The following is a 22,053-nucleotide window of genomic DNA, read 5'->3' on the forward strand; positions in this document are numbered from 1 at the left end:
TTTGCAAAATAAGTTTGACAGGCTTTCGATACGCCCTTAAGATTCGCCCCGTCCTCAGCGATGACATCAACGATGAGGGGCTATAGCTCAGCTGGGAGAGCGCTTGCATGGCATGCAAGAGGTCGACGGTTCGATCCCGTCTAGCTCCACCAATTTACACTTCAAGGCCTGGCCACACCGGCATTGAAGCGATCAGCACTCAGTGTTGATCAGTTGTATAGAAGGGTTTGCGTCCCCTTCGTCTAGTGGCCTAGGACACCGCCCTTTCACGGCGGTAACAGGGGTTCGAGTCCCCTAGGGGACGCCAGTTTTACAGAAGCGATGTTGCAAAATGTCGCTCCGCCGCGAGGCGAAAAATCCGGGGCTATAGCTCAGCTGGGAGAGCGCCTGCATGGCATGCAGGAGGTCAGCGGTTCGATCCCGCTTAGCTCCACCAATTTTACAGTTCAAGGTCTGGCCACACCGGCCTTGAATCGATCAGCTCTCAGCACTGATCATTGTATAGAAGGGTTTGTGTCCCCTTCGTCTAGTGGCCTAGGACACCGCCCTTTCACGGCGGTAACAGGGGTTCGAGTCCCCTAGGGGACGCCACGATTACCCGCTCTGCGGGATTTTATAAGGGTCATTCAATTATTGAATGGCCCTTTTGTTTGTCTGGCGTTTGGCCAAATCCCCCCAATTCTTTCAAACTGTTCTTCAGACCAGCGGTCACATCCACGACTTGCAGAAAATTATTATGCGAATAATATTCTAGTCGTAATATTCGGAGGCAACGATGAACGATAAAAAAGCTCAAACCCGCGAACGCATCCTCAAGGCTGCCAGCGCTGCGCTGATTCAGCGCGGGCCGGCCGAGCCGAGCGTTGGTGAAGTGATGGGCGCAGCCGGTCTGACGGTCGGCGGCTTTTATGCGCACTTCGAAAGCAAGGACGCAATGATGCTTGAAGCGTTCAAGCAATTGCTGGGTCACCGCCGTGACCTGATTGCCGACATGGATGCCGAATTGTCCGGCGAAGAGCGACGCACACTGGTTGCGGCGTTTTATCTGTCACGCAAACACCGTGATTCCAGCGAGTCTGCGTGTCCGATTCCGGCCTCGATTGGTGAGCTTGGACGCCTGCCTGATGCGTTTCGAATCGCGCTGAATGAACACATGGAGCTGATGGTCGCGCAGTTGGCGGCCAGTCCTGAAGACACCGACAAAGCCCTGGCCGACCTGGCCTTGATGGTGGGCGGCCTGGCCCTCGCACGGGCGCTGGGACCTGGTGATTTATCTGATCGATTGCTACGCGCTGCCAAATCGGCGGTGCGCTGACCTGAAGGCTGCGGCCTGGGGAGAATGCGATGAGCACGTTGAAGTGGGTTCGTGGCGTTAACGGCACCTTGGGCTGGTTTGCCCCGAAACTGGTGGCGAGCAAAATGCGACTGGCGTTCATGACGCCGCGGGATTTTCCACCGCGTGATTGGGAGCTGCCACTCCTGGCCAAATCCGAACGGATCACCTTGCGTTTCGGTCTCTCGGCACTGCGTTGGGGGCAAGGCCCGGCTGTGTTGCTGATGCACGGCTGGGAAGGTCGGCCGACGCAGTTCGCCAGCCTCATCACCGCATTGGTCGATGCCGGATACTCGGTCGTGGCTCTGGACGGTCCGGCGCATGGCCGATCGCCTGGCAGTGAGGCGAATGTTGTGTTGTTCGCCCGTGCCATGCTCGAAGCCGCCGCCGAATTGCCCCCGCTGCAAGCGGTCATCGGTCACTCCATGGGCGGCGCCAGCGCCATGCTTGCCGTGCAATTGGGCTTGCGCACCGAAACCTTGGTCACCATTGGCGCCCCGGCGCGGATTCTCGGTGTGCTGCGCGGCTTTGCCCGCTACGTACGACTGCCGCCGAAGGCCCGCTCGGCGTTCATCCGCCAGGTCGAGAAAGACGTCGGCATGCGCGCTGCGATGCTGGATGTCGCACACTATCAACTCGACATGCCCGGCCTGATCGTCCATGCCGAAGACGACAACTTTGTTCCGGTCAAAGAATCGCAATTGATCCATGAAGCCTGGTTCGACAGTCGCCTGTTGCGCCTCGAAGAGGGCGGTCATCAGCGAGTGCTGGCGGACCCTCGGGTCATTGATGGCGTGTTATCACTGCTGGCGGGTCGCAGTCTGCAATCGCGCCAATCGGCCTGAGCATCCGTTACACTGCCCCGGTCGAAATTATCTGACCGGGAGTGGGGCATGGGCTGGGATCGGGCAACGCCATTTATCATTGATCTGCAAGTGGGCGCCGAAGACATCGACGGGCTGGGCCACGCCAATAACGCGGTGTACGTGACCTGGCTCGAGCGCTGTGCCTGGCGCCACTCTCAACGCCTGGGGCTGGATCTGGTCGAGTATCGTCGGCTGGACCGCGCGATGGCGGTGGTGCGTCATGAGATCGATTACCTCGCCGCCGCTTATGAAGGCGATGAGTTGCAATTGGCGACGTGGATCGTCGATTGGGACCAGCGCCTGAAGATGACCCGGCACTTCCAGTTGAAGCGCCCGAGCGACAACTCGACGTTACTGCGTGCGCAAACCACGTTCGTTTGCATTGAGCTGTCCAGCGGCAAGCCCAAGCGCATGCCGGTCGAGTTCATCGAGGGTTACGGCCCGGCCATTCAAATACCTGCCTGACACAACCTTTTCAGAACCGTAATCCAGTAAACTGCCGCACGTTTTTCGTTGAGTGTGTTTTTCATGCAAATTGCTTTGGCGCCCATGGAGGGGTTGGTCGACGACATCCTGCGCGACGTGCTGACCCGAGTGGGCGGCATTGACTGGTGCGTAACCGAGTTCATTCGTGTCAACGATCAGTTGCTCACGCCTGCCTATTTCCATAAGTTCGGCCCGGAATTGCTGAATGGTGCCCGCACCGCTTCTGGTGTACCGCTGCGTGTGCAGCTGTTGGGTTCCGATCCGGTCTGCCTGGCGGAAAACGCCGCGCTGGCTTGCGAACTGGGCTCTGAAGTCATTGACCTGAATTTCGGCTGCCCGGCCAAGACCGTGAACAAGTCCCGTGGCGGCGCAGTGTTGCTCAAAGAGCCTGAGCTGCTGAACCAGATCGTCGAGCATGTCCGTCGCGCCGTTCCGGCGCACATTCCGGTCACCGCGAAAATGCGCCTGGGTTTCGACAGTCCGGACGGTTCGCTGGTCTGCGCCACGGCACTGGCCGAAGGCGGCGCGGAACACATCGTGGTTCACGCGCGGACCAAAATGGACGGCTACAAGCCGCCGGCGCATTGGGAGTGGATTCCCCGGGTGCAGGACGTGGTCAAGGTGCCGGTGTTCGCCAACGGCGATATCTGGAGCGTCGAAGACTGGCGCCGTTGCCGCGAAATCAGCGGCGTGGAGGACATCATGCTCGGCCGCGGCCTGGTTTCGCGCCCGGATCTGGCCCGGCAAATCGCCGCGGCGCGGGCCGGCGAAGAGGTCGTCGAGATGACCTGGGCCGAGCTGCTGCCGCTGATCCAGGACTTCTGGCTGCAAGCCAAGGCGCAAATGACCGCGCGCCAATCGCCGGGTCGCTTGAAGCAGTGGCTGGCGATGTTGACCCGCAATTATCCTGAGGCCGTAGAGCTGTTTACCGTGCTGCGTCGAGAGACTGAACTGGATCAGGTTTCACGCTTGCTGGGTCTGCAAGTGGCAGAAGCCGCCTGAAAACCGTTTAAAAAAAACTGAAAAAAACCTCTTGAAAAGAAATCAGCGGTCCCTATCTAAGGGTTACGTGATGCCGAATTCGGGTCGCGGAGACAAAAAACCTTGCTGATTGTTTTCAGGAGATTTGAACCATGACTACTGCATTTTCCCTGGCCCCACTGTTCCGTTCCTCGGTAGGCTTCGACCGTTTCAACGACTTGTTCGAAACCGCCCTGCGCAACGAGCCAGGCAGCACTTACCCACCCTACAACGTCGAAAAGCACGGTGACGATCAATACCGCATCGTCGTGGCCGCGGCCGGTTTCCAGGAAGAAGACCTGGAGCTGCAAGTGGAGAAGGGTGTGCTGACCATCAGTGGCGGCAAGCGCGATGCGAATGAAGGCGTGACCTTCCTGCATCAAGGCATCGCCCAGCGCGCGTTCAAGCTGTCGTTCCGACTGGCAGACCACATCGAAATCAAGGCTGCCGACCTGAGCAACGGTCTGTTGAGCATTGACCTGCTGCGGGTGATTCCGGAAGAGGCGAAAGCCAAGCGCATCCCGATCAACGGGACGCAAAAACCAGCTCTGCAACACTAAGCGGAGCAAACAAGAAGGGCGCCAATGGCGCCCTTTTTTGTGTCTGCGATTTAACGTTGGCCGGTCACGGTTGCGGACTCCACCGCTCGCGGGTGCCGGGACGAAAACAGCAAGCCCCCGGCGATTTGCCAGATCACCGCAAAGGCGCCGACCAGAAACACAATGTCACCGAAGGTGCGAACCCAACGCAGGGTTTGCAGCAGGTTCTGCTGCATGAACGCTTCGCTGCGGGCGTACCACAAGCCCTGGCTGGCGCTGGCGTAGAACTGCAGGAGACCGATGGGCAGCAAACTGGTGACGATCATCAGCATCAGACCACCGTTAAGCCACCAGAAACCGGTTTTCATCAGGCGGTCGTTGAACCGCAAATTCGGTCGCAGGTAGCGCAGGATCAGCAAGCAAAAGCCCAGTGCAAGGGAACCGTAAACCCCGAACAGCGCCGCGTGAGCGTGCAATGGCGTGGTGTTCAGGCCCTGGATGTAATACAGCGCAATCGGTGGGTTGATCAGGAAGCCGAACACCCCGGCGCCGAGCATGTTCCAGAACGCCGTAGCGATAAAGAACTGCAACGGCCAGCGAAGCTGGGCCATCCACGGCGCGCGTTCTTTCAGGCGCCAGTTCTCCCAGGCTTCGTGGCCCAGCAAAATCAACGGCACCACTTCCAGGGCGCTGAACGTTGCGCCAACGGCCATCACCGGCGTGGTGGTGCCGGCGAAGTAGATGTGGTGGAACGTGCCGGGCACGCCGCCGAGCATGAACAGCGAAGCCGAGCCCAAAGTAGCGGTTGTGGCCAGGCGCTTGGAGACCAGGCCCATGCTGGTGAAGATGAACGCCAGTGCGGTCGTGGCGAAGACTTCAAAGAACCCTTCGACCCACAAATGCACGACCCACCAGCGCCAGTACTCCATGACCGACAGATTGGTGCGCTCGCCATAAAACAGGCCGGCACCGTAGAACAAACCGATAGCCACCACGGACGCGGCCAACAGCGCCAGCAGGTTCTTGTCGCCGGGCTGGCGCAAGGCAGGGACCATCGCGCGCAACATCAGCACCAGCCAGAACACGATCCCGGCGAATTTGGCGATTTGCCACAGGCGACCCAAATCAACGTATTCGTAACCCTGGTGGCCGAGCCAGAAACTCCATTGCTGCGGCATCAATTGTGCGATGGCGAGGAAGTTGCCGGCATACGAACCCACCACCACCACCACCAGCACCAACGCCCAGAACAGCACATCGACCCCGAGCTTCTGCCATTTCGGGTCTTTGCCACCGTTGATGAACGGCGCCAGAAACAACCCGGCCGCCAGGAAACCGGTAGCGATCCAGAACATCGCGCTCTGCAGGTGCCAGGTCCGGGTCAGCGAATAAGGGAACCACTTCGAGAGCGGCACCCCATAGAAATCCTGGCCTTCGACTGTGTAGTGAGCCGTCACGCCACCCATCAGTACCTGGAAGCCGAACAGCGCGCCGACCAGCAACAGGTATTTGCCCAGGGCTTTTTGCGAAGGTGTGAGCTTGATCAGGCTCAGCGGGTCTTGAAGCGGCACTTTGGGTTCGCCGTCTTCGTGGTTACGCAGGAACGCCCAGCCCCAGACCAGAAAACCGACACCCGCCAGCAGCACGACAATGCTGACAATCGACCAGACCATGTTTTCTGCGGTCGGGTGATTGTCGATCAACGGTTCGTGGGGCCAGTTGTTGGTAAAGGTCGCCGTCTGTCCGTCGCGTTCGGTGGCGGCTGCCCAGGCAGTCCAGAAGAAAAAGTGCGTCAACTGCTCGCGCCGGGCCGCGTCGGGCAAGGTGTTTTCTTTCATGGCAAAGCTTTCGCGGCTGCCGTGCAGCGCAGCGTCATTACCGAATAGCGCATGGTAATACGCGGCGGTTTGGGCGATGGCCTGGACGCGGCGCTCGCTGAGTACCAGCGTGCCGTTCAGCAGTCGGTTGCCGCGGTATTCGCGCTTGAGTTGATGGCGCAACAGGGCCTGCTGATCGTCACCGATATCCTGATAGGGCTTGGCGTAACTTTGCTGTGCCGCCAGATCCAGCCAGGCGAGCAGTTCGCGGTGCAACCAGTCGGCGGTCCAGTCCGGCGCCTGATAGGCACCGTGACCCCAGATCGAGCCCAACTGCATGCCGCCGATGCTCTGCCAGGCGGTTTGACCGTCGAGAATGTCGCTGGCGCCAAACAAGGTTTTGCCCTCGACGTTTTGCACCTGTTGGGGAATCGGTGGCGCCTGGCGGTAAATCTCGTGGCCGAACCACCCGAGCAGGCAGAAGGTCACGCCGAGGACGCCAATCAGCGACCACCATAATTTGCGGTATTCACCCATGGATCACCTCACTGTTAAAAAAAAGCGCCCGCATAACGGGTATGCGGGCGCAGAAAACCCGGCCCTGTGATCGGGAAGAGTGGCCGGGGTGTTACGCGGGAAAATGATCGGTTGCCGCGATCATGATCAGTGGGGCGGGATGTTCATCCGCGATCCGAATGCGTGGGATCAATGTACGGCGCGCCCCGAACAGCGTCACTTGTACACAGGGTCAGTGACGTCACGTATGGGTTTTAGCGATTCATACGAAGGTATGGAAAACGAGGAATAACCTGTAGGAGCTGCCGCAGGCTGCGATCTTTTGATCTTGAAATCCAAAATCAAAAGATCGCAGCCTGCGGCAGCTCCTACCGAGGGGAAGTGTCACCTGAGCAGTTTTTGAAACTCTTCCACCGGCAACGGCGGGCTGTGCAAATACCCCTGATAGAAATGACAGTCCAGCCCCTGCAAGAACTCCAGTTGCTCCGGAGTTTCCACACCTTCGGCGATCACTTTGAGTTCCAGGCTGCGTGCCATGGCGACGATGGCGCGAATGATTTCGGCGTCGTTGGGGTCGGTGGTGGCGTCGCGGATGAATGACTGGTCGATTTTCAGGGTGTCGACCGGCAGGCGCTTGAGGTAGGTCAGCGACGAGTAACCGGTGCCAAAGTCGTCCATGGCAAAGCTTACGCCGAGTTTTTTCAGGCGACGCATTTTATTGATGGTGTCTTCCAGGTTCTGGATCACGATGCCTTCGGTAATTTCCAGTTTCAGCAGCGAGCAGGGCAGGCCGTAACTGGCGAGGCTGTTTTCGATGCGTTCGACAAAGTCGTTCTGGCGGAATTGCCGTGGGCTGATGTTCACGCACAGGCTGAAATTCAGTGGGTCCACCAGGCCTTTCAGGATCAGTTGCCTGAAGGACTTGCAGGCTTCATCGACGATCCAGCTGCCGACCTCCAGAATCAGTCCGCTGTCCTCCAATACCTTGATGAATTCGGTCGGTGATTGCGCGCCAAGTTCAGGGTGATTCCAGCGCACCAGCGCTTCGGCACCGACGATGCGGTTATCCCGGGCGTCCACCTGGGGTTGGTAATGCACACGGAACTCACCCCGGGAAAGGGCCAGGCGCAAGTCGGTTTCCATACGCAGGCGTTCGCTCGCGGCCTTCTGCATGGTGTTGTGATACATCTGCGCGGTGTTGCGCCCTGAATCCTTGGCGCGATACAGCGCGATGTCCGCGCGCTTGAGCAAGTCGGTCGGCGTCGAGCCGTGATCGGGAATCAGCGCAATGCCGATGCTCGGCGTCACTTGCAGGCGCTGGCCGTCGAGGAACATCGGCTCCGAGAGCAACTCGCGGATAGTATCCGCCAGCTGTATGACCTGATTGCTGACCTCGTTGCGCGAGCCTTCGAGGCCGCTCAGCAGCACCACAAATTCATCACCGCCCAATCGCGCGACGGTGTCCTCCATGCGCACGCTGGCTTCAAGGCGCGCGGTGATGATTTTCAGCACCGTGTCGCCGACCGGATGGCCGAGGGAATCGTTGATGTGCTTGAAGTGGTCGAGATCGAGAAACATCAAGGCGCCGCGCAGGTTGTGGCGTTTGAGCAGGGCGATCTGCTGGCTCAGGCGATCCATCAACAGTGCGCGATTGGGCAGGTTGGTCAGCGGGTCGTGGTAGGCCAGATGACGGATCTGCGCTTCGGCGTTTTTCAACAGGCTGACGTCCCGCGCGGTCAGCAGCAGGCACGCGGTTTCGTTGAGGGTGATCGGCTCCACCGAGACCTCGACGGTCAGCAACTCGCCACGCTTGTTACGCCCGAGCATTTCCAGGTGATGGACCCGGCCCTTGAGCTGCAGTTCGGCCAACAACGCCGAGCGCTGTTTTTCTTCGGCCCAGATCCCGATCTGATACACGGTGCGACCGACCACTTCGTCGGCACGGTAGCCGGTCAGGCGGCTGAAACCATCGTTGACTTCAAGATAACGCCCTGTGTCGCGTTCGGTGATGGTGATGGCGTCAGGGCTTGAGTGGAATGCCTTGGCGAACTTTTCTTCGCTGGCCTTGAGCGCGGCCTCCGAGCGTTGTTGTTGAGAGATATCGCGCAGGGTAGTGACGACGCATGGCTGGTCGCCAACGTTAATCTGGCGGCTGGAAATCACGCACGTCACGGGCTGCCCATCCTTGTGTTGCACCAGGATTGCCACGTTATTCAGCGCTTGCTCGCGAATGACCTGTTCGATCCGTTGCAGGCTCTTTGCTGAAGCATCCCACAGGCCGATTTCGTCGGCGCTACGGCCGATCACATCGGCGGCGCTCCAGCCGAATGTCTGGGTGAAACTGGAGTTGATTTCGATGAATTGCCCGGTGTCCTGGCGGGTCACGCAGATCGGGTCCGGGCTGACCTGGAACAGGGTGGCGAACTTCTCTTCGGAGGCCACCAGTTGTTGTTCGCGTTCGACCTGATCGGTGATGTCGAGCAGGGTGCCGGCCATGCGCAGCGGCACGCCGTTTTCGTCGCGATAGAGCCGGGCACGGCTTTCCAGATAACGCGAGCTGCCGTCCGGCAACTGCACGCGATAGGTCAATTGATAGTTGCCGGCCGGGCCTTCGCGCAGGCTGCGATAGGCATCGCGCATGGTGTCGCGTTCTTCATCGGGCACACCCTCGAAAAACTCGTCGAAGGATTCATGGAAAGGCTTGGCTTCCATCCCGTGCAACTGCGCGGCGCGGGCCGAACCGTAGAGCATGCCGCTGGGAATGTGCCAATCCCAGGTGCCCAGTTGCGCCGAGTCCAGGGCCAGGTCGAGTCGCTCCTGGCTGTCCTTCAAGGCGTGTTCGGCCGCTTTGCGTTCCGTGGTGTCGAGAAACGTGCTCAGCAAATAGGGATGGCCTTCGAGTTCGACCTTTTGCGCGCTGAGGATGCCATCGTGGATCTGGCCATTGCTGGCGCGAAACTGCACCTCCATGCTGACCAATTCGCCTTTGGCCTTGGTGGCCTTGACCAGTTCCTCCCGTTGTTCGGGGTGCACCCACAGGCCGAGTTCCAGGGTGGTGCGGCCGATGGCGTGTTGTACCGGCCAGCCGAACAGGCTCTCGAAATACTGATTGGCTTCGGTGATCAGGCCGTCGTCCTGGCGAGTCAGCAGGACCATGTTCGGGCACAGGTGAAACAGCGTGGCGAAGCGTTTTTCCGAGCTGCTCAACGCCTGTTCACGTTGGCGCTGGTGGGTGATCTCGCGGATCACGCCGATCATGCGGGGACGGCCGTGTTTGTCTGGCAACAGGCTGCCGTTGATTTCCAGCCAATGCAGGCTGCCATCGGGCCAGCGAATGCGATGGTGCATCGCTTGCTCCAGCGGCGCGCCGGCGATGACGGCGTGGAACGCGCGAACGGTTTTCGCCCGATCTTCCGGAGGCAGCAAGTCGAGGTATTCCAGATCGGCCGGCAACGGTTGCCGTGGATCGAAGCCAAACAACGCCTGCGTACCCCGCGACCAACTGATCTGCCCGCGTTCAATGTCCCAATACCAGGCACCCAGACGCGCGCCGTTCAGGGCGGCCAGCAATTGTGAGGCACTTTCCCAACTCTGCTCGGATCGTTTTGGGTCAAGTGCCTGAATACGCGGCATCGGCGGAATACGGTCTACAGATTTCGGCATTGGCAAGCCTTAGGCTGAGGTGGGCATTTGGCACAGGATTTCGCGGCTCTATAGGAGTAGCACAAGTCAGCCTTGAGTCCCTGGCAGTTCGATTTGAGCATCCAGCAGCGCCATGAAGGCCCGTGCTGCATTCGACAGCGTCCGTTCTGTGTGCAGGATATAGCCTAGCTGGCGAGAGAGTTGTATGCCCGGCAGTGGTATTCGTGCAACTTGATCATCGAGCATGGTGCGCGGCAATACACTCCAGGCAAGGCCAATGGAGACCATCATCTTGATGGTCTCCAGGTAGTTGGTGCTCATGGCGATGTTCGGCGTCAGCCCCTGGGCTTCGAACAGGCGCTGGACGATGTGGTGGGTGAAGGTGTTGCCGCCGGGAAACACCGCCGGGTGACGGGCGATATCCGCCAGGCTGACCTTGCCATTGAGCAGTAGCGAATGCTCCGGGGCGACCACGAAATCCAGCGGGTCATCCCACACCGGCGTCGCCTTGACCAACGCGTGGGGTTCCGGCGCGAGGGTAATGACTGCCAGTTCGGCGCGGCCATGGAGGATTTCTTCGTAGGCCACTTCCGAATCGAGAAACTGAATATCCAGCGCCACTTCCGGATAGCGTCGGGTGAACTCCCTTAATAAGGGCGGCAAACGGTGCAGGCCAATGTGGTGACTGGTGGCCAGGGTCAGACGGCCGGTCACCTCGCCCGAGAGGTTAGTCAACGCACGGCGCGTATCATCGAGGACGTTCAAAATCTGGTAGGCCCGTGGCAGCAGGGCGCGACCGGCCTCGGTCAACCCGACCTCGCGGCCCAGTCGATCGAACAGTCGCACCTTCAATTGCTGCTCCAGCCCGGCGATGCGTTTGCTGATGGCTGGTTGTGTCAGGTGCAGCCGTTCGCCCGCGCCAGAGAAGCTTCCGGTCTCCGCGATAGCAATAAAGGCATTGAGGTTGGCCAGGTCCATGGTCGCATTCCAGTTGGTTATCCAAAGCATAAAAAATATGAATTTGAGTTATTTAATGTAACCCCATAGGATCAGCCTCACAAGCCAAAGGGTTATTGAAATTCTCAAGATCCAGGGCATAGAAACAAGCTGATGAGGAACCGTCTGATGGCCGGCAAAACGCTCTACGACAAGCTCTGGGATTCGCATTTGGTCAAGCAGCGCGACGATGGCTCTGCGCTGATCTACATCGATCGTCACATCATCCACGAAGTGACTTCGCCGCAAGCCTTTGAAGGCCTGCGTCTGGCCGGGCGCAAGCCTTGGCGCATCGATGCCAACATCGCGACCCCGGACCACAACGTACCGACAACCCCTGAGCGCAAGGGCGGCATCGACGCCATTGTTGACCAGGTCTCGCGTTTGCAGGTCCAGACCCTCGACGACAACTGCGATGAATACGGCATCGTCGAATTCAAGATGAACGACGTCCGCCAAGGCATCGTCCACGTCATCGGCCCGGAGCAGGGCGCTACCTTGCCGGGCATGACCGTGGTCTGCGGCGACTCCCACACCTCGACCCACGGTGCGTTCGGTGCCCTGGCTCACGGTATCGGCACTTCCGAGGTCGAGCATGTGCTCGCCACCCAGTGCCTGGTCGCCAAGAAAATGAAAAACATGCTGGTTTCCGTCGAAGGCAAATTGCCGTTCGGCGTGACCGCCAAGGACATCGTCCTCGCCGTGATCGGCAAGATCGGCACCGCCGGTGGTAACGGCCACGCCATCGAGTTCGCCGGTAGCGCGATTCGTGACCTGTCCGTTGAAGGCCGCATGACCATTTGCAACATGTCCATCGAGGCCGGCGCTCGCGTAGGTCTGGTGGCGGCTGACGAAAAAACCGTGGCTTACGTGAAGGGCCGTCCATTCGCTCCAAAAGGCGCGGAGTGGGACTTGGCGGTCGAAGCGTGGAAAGACCTGGTGTCTGATCAAGACGCCAAGTTCGACACCATCGTCGAGCTCGACGCGACCCAGATCAAGCCGCAAGTCAGCTGGGGCACTTCGCCCGAGATGGTGTTGGCTGTGGATCAGAACGTTCCGGATCCTGCGAAGGAAATGGACCTGGTCAAGCGCGGTTCCATCGAACGCGCTTTGAAATACATGGGTTTGACCGCCAATCAGGCGATCACCGACATTCAACTGGACCGCGTCTTCATCGGTTCCTGCACCAACTCGCGCATCGAAGATCTGCGCGCTGCTGCCGTCATTGCCAAGGGCCGCAAAGTGGCCTCGACCATCAAGCAGGCCATCGTGGTGCCGGGCTCGGGTCTGGTGAAGGCTCAAGCTGAATCGGAAGGCCTGGACAAGATTTTCCTCGAAGCCGGTTTCGAATGGCGCGAGCCGGGTTGCTCGATGTGCCTGGCGATGAACCCGGACCGTTTGGAGTCGGGCGAACATTGCGCTTCCACGTCGAACCGTAACTTCGAAGGCCGTCAGGGCGCCGGTGGCCGTACGCACCTCGTCAGCCCGGCCATGGCCGCCGCCGCGGCTGTAAACGGTCGTTTCGTCGACGTCCGTGAATTGATCCAGGGAGCGCAGTAAGCATGAGAGCATTTACCCAGCACACTGGACTTGTCGCGCCTTTGGATCGTGCCAACGTCGACACCGATCAGATCATTCCGAAGCAGTTCTTGAAGTCGATCAAGCGCACCGGTTTCGGCCCGAACCTGTTCGATGAATGGCGTTATCTGGATGTGGGGCAGCCGTATCAGGACAACTCCAAGCGTCCGCTGAACAAGGACTTCGTACTCAACGCCGAGCGTTACCAAGGCGCCAGCGTGTTGCTGGCCCGCGAGAACTTCGGTTGCGGCTCCAGCCGCGAACACGCGCCGTGGGCGCTGGAAGAGTACGGTTTCCGCAGCATCATCGCGCCGAGCTACGCCGACATCTTCTTTAACAACAGCTTCAAGAACGGCTTGCTGCCGATCATCTTGAGCGACGCCGAAGTGGATGAGCTGTTCCAGCAGGTCGAGGCCAATCCGGGTTATCAGTTGCAGGTCGATCTTCAAGCCCAGACCGTCACCCGTCCGGATGGCAAGGTGTTGAGCTTCGAAATCGATGCCTTCCGTAAGCATTGCTTGCTCAACGGTCTGGACGATATCGGCCTGACGTTGCAGGACCACGAGGCGATTGCGACGTTTGAAGGCAAGCACCGGGCGAGCCAGCCTTGGTTGTTTCGCGACGCGTGATTTTCGGTAGTTAGTGCCGGCCCCATCGCTGGCAAGCCAGCTCCTACAGGTTTGTGAGCGCCGCAAATCACTGTAGGAGCTGGCTTGCCAGCGATGAGGCCCGGACAGACACCACAAGACTAAACCCTGAAAAAGGAAGTCCCCCATGACCAGCACCGCCCAGCACAGCCAGGTAGTCCAGAAGCAATTCGGTGAACAGGCTTCGGCCTACCTGAGCAGCGCCGTCCACGCTCAAGGCACCGAATTCGCGCTGCTACAGGCTGAACTGGCAGGGCAGGGCGAAGCCCGGGTTCTGGACCTGGGTTGCGGCGCCGGTCATGTGAGTTTCCACGTGGCGTCGCTGGTGAAAGAAGTGGTGGCTTACGACCTGTCGCAGCAAATGCTCGACGTGGTGACAACCGCTGCTGTTGATCGAGGCTTGAGCAACATAACAACGGTCAACGGCGCCGCCGAGCGCCTGCCGTTCGCCGATGGCGAGTTCGACTTCGTGTTCAGCCGTTATTCGGCGCACCACTGGAGCGATCTCGGCCTGGCGTTGCGGGAAGTTCGTCGGGTGTTGAAGCCGGGCGGGGTGGCGGCGTTCATCGATGTGTTGTCACCGGGTAGCCCGTTGTTCGACACTTACCTGCAAAGCGTCGAAGTGCTGCGCGACACCAGCCATGTGCGCGATTATTCCGCCGGCGAGTGGTTGCGTCAGGTCAGCGAGGCGGGGTTGCATACCCGCAGCACCACGCGGCAGCGTCTGCGTCTGGAGTACAACTCTTGGGTCGAACGCATGCGCACACCTGAAGTGATGCGCGCGGCCATCCGCGAATTGCAGCAGTCGATGGGCAACGAAGTACGCGAATATTTCGAGATTGAGGCCGATGGTTCGTTCAGTACTGATGTGCTGGTACTGATGGCTGAACGATAGGCCTAAGGCGATAGAATTTTTCCGGGTGCGCCCAAGGGCACACCGACTGATGACATGAGGAAAGCATGAGCAAGCAGATTCTGATTCTCCCAGGTGACGGTATTGGCCCGGAAATCATGGCCGAAGCGGTCAAGGTGCTGGAATTGGCCAGTGACAAGTTCGCCCTGGGCTTCGAGCTGAGCCACGACGTGATCGGTGGCGCGGCCATCGACAAGCACGGCGTGCCATTGGCCGATGAAACCCTGGAGCGTGCCCGCGCAGCCGATGCCGTGCTGCTGGGTGCGGTTGGCGGTCCGAAATGGGACACCATCGAGCGTGACATCCGTCCTGAGCGCGGCCTGCTGAAAATCCGTGCGCAACTGGGCCTGTTCGGCAACCTGCGTCCGGCGATCCTTTACCCGCAACTGGCCGAGGCTTCCAGCCTGAAGCCGGAAATCGTCGCGGGCCTGGATATCCTGATCGTTCGTGAGCTGACCGGCGGTATCTACTTCGGCGCACCTCGCGGCACCCGTACCCTGGAAAACGGCGAGCGTCAGTCCTACGACACCCTGCCGTACAGCGAAAGCGAAATCCGCCGCATCGCCCGTGTCGGCTTCGACATGGCCATGGTCCGAGGCAAGAAGCTGTGCTCGGTGGACAAGGCCAACGTATTGGCGTCCAGCCAACTGTGGCGTGAAATTGTCGAGGAAGTGGCCAAGGATTACCCTGAGGTCGAACTGAGCCACATGTACGTCGACAACGCCGCGATGCAGCTGGTGCGTGCACCGAAGCAGTTCGACGTGATTGTCACCGACAACATGTTCGGCGACATTTTGTCCGACCAGGCTTCGATGCTGACCGGTTCCATCGGTATGCTGCCATCGGCATCCCTGGACACCAACAACAAGGGCATGTACGAGCCGTGCCACGGTTCGGCGCCGGACATCGCAGGCAAAGGCATTGCCAACCCGTTGGCGACCATTTTGTCGGTGTCGATGATGTTGCGTTACAGCTTTAACCAGCAAGCTGCGGCCGATGCCATCGAAAAAGCCGTCAGCCTGGTGCTGGATCAGGGCTTGCGCACGGGCGACATCTGGTCGGCCGGTTGCACTAAAGTCGGTACGCAGGAAATGGGTGACGCAGTAGTCGCCGCGCTGCGGAATCTGTAATCTCTCGGGCCCGCTGCCCATTTCACCCCCGAAAGCAGCGGCCCACATTTCAAGAAGGTGTAGTTGCGATGAAACGTGTAGGTCTGATCGGTTGGCGCGGTATGGTCGGTTCCGTGCTCATGCAGCGGATGCTGGAAGAGCAGGATTTCGATCTTATCGAGCCGGTGTTTTTCACCACTTCCAATGTCGGTGGCCAAGGCCCGTCCGTGGGCAAGGACATTGCTCCGCTCAAGGACGCTTACAGCATTGAAGAGCTGAAAACCCTCGACGTGATTCTGACCTGCCAAGGTGGCGACTACACCAGCGAAGTCTTCCCGAAACTGCGCGAAGCCGGCTGGCAGGGTTACTGGATCGACGCCGCTTCCAGCCTGCGCATGCAGGATGACGCGGTGATCGTTCTGGATCCGGTGAACCGCAAGGTCATCGACCAGCAACTGGACGCGGGCACCAAGAACTACATCGGCGGCAACTGTACCGTCAGCCTGATGCTGATGGGCCTCGGCGGTCTGTTCGAAGCCGGTCTGGTCGAGTGGATGAGCGCCATGACTTATCAGGCGGCCTCCGGTGCCGGCGCGCAGAACATGCGTGAACTGATCAAGCAAATGGGCGCGACCCACGCCGCTGTCGCCGATCAACTGGCCGACCCGGCCAGCGCGATCCTCGACATCGACCGTCGTGTCGCCGAAGCCATGCGCAGCGACGCGTACCCGACCGAAAACTTCGGCGTACCGCTGGCCGGCAGCCTGATCCCGTGGATCGACAAGGAACTGCCGAACGGCCAGAGCCGCGAAGAGTGGAAGGCCCAGGCCGAGACCAACAAGATCCTCGGTCGCTTCAAGAGCCCGATCCCGGTCGATGGCATCTGCGTGCGCATCGGCGCCATGCGCTGCCACAGCCAGGCGCTGACCATCAAGCTGAACAAAGACGTGCCGATCGCCGATATCGAAGGGCTGATCAGCCAGCACAACCCTTGGGTCAAGCTGGTGCCGAACAACCGTGAGACCAGCATTCAGGAACTGAGCCCGAACAAGGTCACCGGTACCCTGAACGTTCCGGTCGGCCGTCTGCGCAAGCTGAACATGGGTTCGCAATTCGTCGGCGCGTTCACCGTCGGCGACCAACTGCTGTGGGGCGCGGCCGAACCGCTGCGTCGCATGCTGCGGATCCTGCTTGAGCGTTGATCGATTGATGCAATGAAAGAACCCGCGCCTTGCAAGAGGTGCGGGTTTTTTTATGTCTGCGGTTTTTCGGTTGTCTGGTCTGGCCTCATCGCTGGCAAGCCAGCTCCCACAGGTTTCATGGTGTACGCAAATCTTGTGCTTGATACCGTTCACTGCGGGAGCTGGCAAGCCAGCTCCCATAGGTTTCATGGTGTACGCAAATCTTGTGCTTGATATCGTTCACTGTGGGAGCTGGCAAGCCAGCTCCCACAGGTTTCATGGTGTACACAAATCTTGTGCTTGATACCGTTCACTGCGGGAGCTGGCTTGCCAGCGATGAGGCCGGTACAGACACCACAAATCTCCCTGCCGAATTGCCTGCACCCCAACCACCCGGTAAAGTGCCGCTCCCCCCGTTTCGCCAGAGGTAGAACCATGAGCCAGTCCATTGATATTGCCGTGATCGGCGCCACCGGTACTGTCGGCGAAACGCTCGTGCAGATTCTCGAAGAACGCGACTTCCCGGTCGGCAACCTGCACCTGCTGGCGAGCAGCGAATCCGCCGGCAGTTCGGTGCCGTTTCGTGGCAAGAACGTGCGTGTGCGCGAGGTCGATGAGTTCGACTTCAGTAAAGTGCAGCTGGTGTTCTTTGCCGCAGGCCCGGCAGCAACCTTGAGTTTCGCTTCCCGCGCCACGGCAGCCGGTTGCTCGATTGTCGATCTGTCCGGTGCCTTGCCGGCCGACCAGGCACCGCAAGTGGTGCCGGAAGCCAACGCCCAAGTACTGGCCGGGTTGAAAAAACCATTCCAGGTCAGCAGCCCGAGTCCATCGGCAACCACCTTGGCGGTGGTGCTTGCGCCGTTGCTGGGTTTGCTCGACTTGCAGCGCATCAACCTGACCGCCAGCCTTGCAGTTTCCGCCCAGGGCCGAGAAGCCGTGAGCGAACTGGCCCGGCAGACCGCCGAACTGCTCAACGTGCGTCCGCTGGAACCAAAATTCTTTGATCGGCAGATGGCCTTCAACCTGCTGGCCCAGGTCGGCAAGCCGGATGAACAAGGTCACACGTTGCTGGAAAAACGCCTCGTGCGCGAACTGCGTCAGGTCATGGCGCTGCCTTCATTGAAGATTTCCGTCACGTGCATTCAAGCTCCGGTGTTTTTTGGCGATAGCTTTAACGTGACCCTGCAGTCAGCCAGCGAAATCGACCTGGCGAAAGTCAATGCCGCACTGGAAGACGCACCGGGCATTGAACTGGTCGAGGCCGGTGATTATCCGACGCCGGTGGGTGACGCGGTAGGCCAGGATGTGGTCTACGTTGGTCGGGTTCGCCGGGGTATCGACGACCTGTCGGAACTAAACTTGTGGCTGACGTCAGATAACGTACGCAAAGGTGCCGCGCTCAATGCTGTGCAGCTGGCGGAATTGTTGATAAAAGACATGCTGTAAAAGATACTTGGCGACAATTTTTCGAATGATTCCGGGTGAGCGTCATGCTTGGCCGGAATGCTGAAGGCGAGCCACCCTGCGGTGCTTTCCGGGGCATGCATGAAACGACCGCGCGCGACGAATCTTCGCCGCCGCGCGCAATGCCTTACGGCAGCGGCTATCAATACCTTCTCGCTGGCCGAGGAATGTTCAAACTAAGGATGAGCTATGGTTCAAGTTCGCAAACTGGTGTTAGCAATAGCGGCCGCCTCGGCGCTGTCCTCCGGTATGGCGCATGCCCTCGGGCTCGGGGAATTGACTCTGAAATCGACGCTGAACCAGCCGTTGGTGGCAGAGATCGAGTTGCTCGACGTCAAGGAACTCACCGCTGCCGAAGTGGTGCCGAGCCTGGCTTCACCTGAAGATTTCGCCAAGGCCGGTGTCGACCGCCAGGCGTTTCTCAACGACCTGACCTTCACTCCAGTGCTGAACGCCAGCGGCAAAAGCATCCTGCGTGTAACGTCCAGCAAGCCACTCTCCGAGCCGATGGTGAAATTCCTGGTTCAAGTGATGTGGCCCAACGGTCGCCTGCTGCGCGATTACAGCGTATTGCTCGATCCGTCCAAATTCTCGCCGCAAACCGCTGAAGCGGCTGCGCAACCTGCACCGACCCAAGGTGCGACCGCGCCCGTCACCGGTGCGACCAAACCGTCCGAATACACCACCACGTCGCGCGATACCCTGTGGGAAATTGCCGCGAAGGCGCGTAATGGCGGTTCGATTCAGCAAACCATGCTGGCGATCCAGGCGTTGAACCCTGATGCCTTTATTGACGGCAACATCAACCGGCTTAAAACCGGTCAGGTGCTGCGTCTGCCCGATCAGGCGCAAGCTACCAGCCTGGCGCAACCCAAGGCCATTGCAGAAGTGGCCGCGCAGAACACCGCATGGCGTCAGGGGCGTCGTTATGTTGCCAAGCCCGGCACCGGGCAGCAGCAACTCGACGCAACCAAGCGAGCTCGCGCTGAAGGCGCTCCGGGGCAAGCAGCGACCGACAAGCTGAGTCTGGTGTCCGCCGAGTCCGGCAAGGGTGGCAAAGGCGCTGCTGGCGATGCCAAGGCCCTGAGCAACAAGCTGGCGGTCACGCGGGAAAGTCTGGATACGACCCGGCGTGATAACGCTGAGCTGAAAAGCCGCATGGCCGATCTGCAAAGTCAGCAGGAAAAGCTGATGCGCCTGATCGAGCTGAAGAACAATCAATTGGCCAAATTGCAGGCCGAAGGCACGGTGGATGCACCGGCGGCTGAGGTTGCGACTGCTGCGACTGCTCCGGCGATCACGGCAGAATTGACGCCTGCTCCGGCGACAGCGCCAGTCGAAGCGGCCCCGGCAACTGCTGCTCCCGCGGCGGCAGCGCCGGAGGCCGCCCCGGCTCCGGCGGAGGCACCCGTCGAGCCGACCCCGGCAGCTTCCGACGAACAGCAATTCCGCGAGCTGCTGACCAACCCATGGCTGCTGGGTCTGGCGGGTGGCGGGGTCGTGGTTCTGCTGCTGTTGTTGCTGTTGCTGGCCCGTCGCCGCAAAGCTCAACAAGAAGCCGAAAAGCACCTGCGCATGGCTCGCGCCCTGGCCGAAGACCAGCCGTTCTCCGCCGATCTCGATCTGCCTGAAAGCAGCTTCGAAGGCCTGGAGGTTCCGCCGCCGAGCGTAAAACTCGCCACCACGCCGGTTCCTGCCCCAGCCCCGGCGCCGGTGATTGCCCCGGTTGTGGTGACGCCACCGATTGCAGCTCCGTTGGTCTCACCGGCCGCCGATCACTCCGACGATGTATTGGGCAAGGCTCAATCGCACATTGCCGCCCATCGCCTGAATCAGGCCGCCACTTTGCTGGAAGAGGGGATCAGGCTCGAGCCGCAGCGCAGCGATTTGCGCCTGAAATTGATGGAAGTCTACGGTCAGCAAGGCGACCGCGATGCGTTCGTCGCCCAAGAGCGTCAACTGGTGGCCAATGGTGACAATTTCGCCCAGGTCGAAAAACTCAAAAGCCGCTTCCCGGCCATGGCACTGGTCGCCGCCGGCGGTATCGCCGCAGCCGCCGCTGCAGCCGAGCTGGACGCGCAATACGTCAAGGATCTGTTGCAGGAGGAGCCGCCAGCGCCTGTGCCGGCCGATGATGACTTCGACAGCGCTTTTGACCTGAGCCTGGATGATCTTGAAAACGTCACCCCGGTAGCAGCTGCGCCAGCACCGGAGCCTGCGCCTGAGCCGACAACCTTGGACGAGCTGGAAGATTTCCCGCTGGACGATGATCTGAGCTTCGGGTCGGTGTTGCAGCAGCAGACAGAAATCAAGGACAACCTCGACGACCTGTCGGACTTCGATCTGGACATGGATCTGGGTGCAGAGCCGTCGCCAGCGATTCTCGCTGAGGATGACTTCCTGCTGGATCTGGATGAAGGCGTGAAGGATTTGCCTGTCGTCGAAACGCCCGCAGCGCCTGAGTTGGCACTGGACGACCTGGAGCTGCCGGCCGACTTTGACCTGTCGCTGGCCGACGAAATGGACGCACCCGATGCATTTGCGTCGGAACTGGATGACGTCAACGCCGAGTTGGAGAGCTTGTCTGGCAGCATCAGCGAGCCGACTTTCACAGCGGACGACGCTTTGATCTCCATGGATGACGAGCCGGAATTCGATTTCCTCTCCGGTACCGACGAAGTCGCCACCAAACTCGATCTGGCCCAGGCCTACATCGACATGGGCGACAACGACGGCGCCCGGGACATCCTCAATGAGGTGGTGACCGAAGGCGATGACGGGCAGAAGAGCGAGGCGAAGGAGATGCTTTCTCGTCTGGCGTGAGTGACTGACGCGTTGTAAACAAAGCGGCAGCCCATTGAGGCTGCCGTTTTTGTTTGTTCCGGGGGTGCGATGGCGTCTGTGGAATTGCCATCGCGGGCAAGCCCACTCCCACAGGTTATGTGAGCGACGTAAATCCCTGTGGGAGCGGGCTTGCCCGCGATGAGGCCCTGACATTCACCGCCGTCTCCACGGTTGTACTGGTATCCATGTCCTGCGGCCTTATAATGCCCGCCTTTGCGAACATCAGCAGGCTGTCACCCTTTGGCAAATATAGATAACCCGGCCGCCGAAATGGCGGCTGACGGCTTTTACCGGATTGCGTTGGGCGTTGAATACAAAGGCTCGCGTTATCGCGGCTGGCAACGCCAGGCCTCCGGTGTCCTCACCGTGCAGGAAACCCTCGAAAACGCCTTGTCCAAAGTCGCCGACTCGCCCGTGTCGCTGCTTTGCGCCGGGCGCACCGACGCCGGGGTGCACGCCTGTGGCCAGGTGGTGCATTTCGACACGCAGGTCGAGCGTTCGATGAAGGCCTGGGTGATGGGCGCCAATATCAATTTGCCCCACGATGTCAGCGTCAGTTGGGCCAAAGTCATGCCGGCGCATTTTCATGCGCGGTTCAAGGCCATCGCCCGGCGCTATCGCTATGTGATCTACAACGATCAGATCCGCCCGGCGCACCTGAACGAAGAAATCACCTGGAACCACCGTCCGCTGGACGTCGAGCGCATGGCCGAAGCAGCGCAGTATCTGGTCGGCACCCATGATTTCAGCGCTTTTCGCGCCGGTCAGTGCCAGGCCAAGTCGCCGATCAAGGAACTGCATCACCTGCGTGTCACCCGTCACGGCAAGATGATCGTGCTGGATATCCGCGCCAGCGCTTTCCTGCATCACATGGTGCGCAACATTGCCGGCGTGCTGATGACCATCGGTGCCGGCGAGCGTCCGGTGGAGTGGATGAAGGAAGTGCTGGAGAGCCGAATCCGGCGTTCCGGCGGGGTGACAGCGCATCCGTTTGGCCTGTATCTGGTGCAGGTCGAGTACCGCGACGAGTTCGAATTGCCCGAGCGTTTCATTGGTCCGCATTTCCTCACCGGTTTCACCGAACTTGACGGCTGACGCCCTC

At 59.9% G+C, this 22,053-nt stretch carries 16 protein-coding genes and 4 tRNA genes; 17 read left to right on the plus strand and 3 right to left on the minus strand.

Annotated elements, in window-relative coordinates; all coding sequences use genetic code 11:
• Positions 1-76: 76 nt before the first annotated feature.
• From NL64_RS25870 to NL64_RS25910, 9 genes are all read left to right on the plus strand, one after another.
• Positions 77-152: transfer RNA gene (locus NL64_RS25870), tRNA-Ala, on the plus strand.
• 79 nt (positions 153-231) lie between these two features.
• Positions 232-307 (plus strand) — tRNA-Glu (locus NL64_RS25875).
• Positions 308-360: 53 nt separating this feature from the next.
• Positions 361-436 (plus strand) — tRNA-Ala (locus tag NL64_RS25880).
• A 79-nt stretch (positions 437-515) separates the two neighbouring features.
• Positions 516-591 (plus strand) — tRNA-Glu (locus NL64_RS25885).
• Between the two features lie 184 nt (positions 592-775).
• Complete coding sequence (locus NL64_RS25890) at positions 776-1,315, plus strand: TetR/AcrR family transcriptional regulator (protein ID WP_034150905.1); 540 nt, start codon at positions 776-778, stop codon at positions 1,313-1,315.
• Positions 1,316-1,344: 29 nt separating this feature from the next.
• The gene (locus NL64_RS25895) at positions 1,345-2,178 is read left to right on the plus strand and encodes an alpha/beta fold hydrolase (protein ID WP_034150906.1); all 834 of its coding nucleotides are present in this window, start codon (positions 1,345-1,347) and stop codon (positions 2,176-2,178) included.
• A 48-nt stretch (positions 2,179-2,226) separates the two neighbouring features.
• Positions 2,227-2,664 carry an acyl-CoA thioesterase gene (locus tag NL64_RS25900; RefSeq protein WP_034150907.1) on the plus strand — a complete coding sequence of 146 codons (438 nt, stop codon included), beginning with the start codon at positions 2,227-2,229 and terminating at the stop codon, positions 2,662-2,664.
• A 63-nt stretch (positions 2,665-2,727) separates the two neighbouring features.
• A complete protein-coding gene (locus tag NL64_RS25905) occupies positions 2,728-3,687 on the plus strand; it encodes a tRNA dihydrouridine synthase (protein ID WP_034150908.1) in 960 nt (319 codons plus the stop codon).
• A 131-nt stretch (positions 3,688-3,818) separates the two neighbouring features.
• On the plus strand, positions 3,819-4,265 hold the full coding sequence (locus tag NL64_RS25910; RefSeq protein ID WP_034150909.1) for an Hsp20 family protein: 447 nt from the start codon (positions 3,819-3,821) through the stop codon (positions 4,263-4,265).
• A gap of 50 nt (positions 4,266-4,315) precedes the next feature.
• Here the strand turns inward: NL64_RS25910 and NL64_RS25915 are convergent, their stop codons facing one another.
• From NL64_RS25915 to NL64_RS25925, 3 genes are all read right to left on the minus strand, one after another.
• Positions 4,316-6,598 (minus strand): nitric-oxide reductase large subunit, encoded by a 2,283-nt coding sequence (locus NL64_RS25915; RefSeq protein ID WP_034150910.1) that lies wholly within the window; start codon positions 6,596-6,598, stop codon positions 4,316-4,318.
• 363 nt (positions 6,599-6,961) lie between these two features.
• On the minus strand, positions 6,962-10,240 hold the full coding sequence (locus NL64_RS25920) for a PAS domain S-box protein (protein WP_034150911.1): 3,279 nt from the start codon (positions 10,238-10,240) through the stop codon (positions 6,962-6,964).
• Between the two features lie 66 nt (positions 10,241-10,306).
• Positions 10,307-11,197: a LysR family transcriptional regulator gene (locus NL64_RS25925; protein WP_034150912.1), complete on the minus strand. Its 891-nt coding sequence runs from the start codon at positions 11,195-11,197 to the stop codon at positions 10,307-10,309.
• 147 nt (positions 11,198-11,344) lie between these two features.
• Here NL64_RS25925 and leuC point away from each other — a divergent pair, with 147 nt between their 5' ends.
• The 8 genes from leuC (at position 11,345) to truA (ending at position 22,046) form a co-directional block, all read left to right on the plus strand.
• On the plus strand, positions 11,345-12,775 hold the full coding sequence (gene leuC, locus NL64_RS25930) for a 3-isopropylmalate dehydratase large subunit (protein ID WP_034150913.1): 1,431 nt from the start codon (positions 11,345-11,347) through the stop codon (positions 12,773-12,775).
• A gap of 2 nt (positions 12,776-12,777) precedes the next feature.
• Positions 12,778-13,422 carry a 3-isopropylmalate dehydratase small subunit gene (gene leuD, locus NL64_RS25935; RefSeq protein WP_034150914.1) on the plus strand — a complete coding sequence of 215 codons (645 nt, stop codon included), beginning with the start codon at positions 12,778-12,780 and terminating at the stop codon, positions 13,420-13,422.
• A gap of 145 nt (positions 13,423-13,567) precedes the next feature.
• Complete coding sequence (locus NL64_RS25940) at positions 13,568-14,335, plus strand: class I SAM-dependent methyltransferase (RefSeq protein ID WP_034150915.1); 768 nt, start codon at positions 13,568-13,570, stop codon at positions 14,333-14,335.
• A gap of 65 nt (positions 14,336-14,400) precedes the next feature.
• Entirely contained in the window at positions 14,401-15,483 is a 1,083-nt protein-coding gene (gene leuB / locus NL64_RS25945) for a 3-isopropylmalate dehydrogenase (protein ID WP_034150916.1), read from the plus strand.
• Between the two features lie 68 nt (positions 15,484-15,551).
• Positions 15,552-16,664: an aspartate-semialdehyde dehydrogenase gene (gene asd / locus NL64_RS25950; protein ID WP_034150917.1), complete on the plus strand. Its 1,113-nt coding sequence runs from the start codon at positions 15,552-15,554 to the stop codon at positions 16,662-16,664.
• Between the two features lie 414 nt (positions 16,665-17,078).
• On the plus strand, positions 17,079-18,089 hold the full coding sequence (locus tag NL64_RS25955; protein WP_034150918.1) for an aspartate-semialdehyde dehydrogenase: 1,011 nt from the start codon (positions 17,079-17,081) through the stop codon (positions 18,087-18,089).
• Between the two features lie 207 nt (positions 18,090-18,296).
• On the plus strand, positions 18,297-20,930 hold the full coding sequence (locus NL64_RS25960; RefSeq protein ID WP_034150919.1) for a FimV/HubP family polar landmark protein: 2,634 nt from the start codon (positions 18,297-18,299) through the stop codon (positions 20,928-20,930).
• Between the two features lie 291 nt (positions 20,931-21,221).
• Positions 21,222-22,046 (plus strand): tRNA pseudouridine(38-40) synthase TruA, encoded by an 825-nt coding sequence (truA, locus tag NL64_RS25965; RefSeq protein WP_034150920.1) that lies wholly within the window; start codon positions 21,222-21,224, stop codon positions 22,044-22,046.
• Positions 22,047-22,053 lie beyond the last annotated feature (7 nt).

Source organism: Pseudomonas fluorescens (assembly GCF_000802965.1).
In the GTDB taxonomy this organism is placed as follows: Bacteria; Pseudomonadota; Gammaproteobacteria; order Pseudomonadales; family Pseudomonadaceae; genus Aquipseudomonas; species Aquipseudomonas fluorescens_A.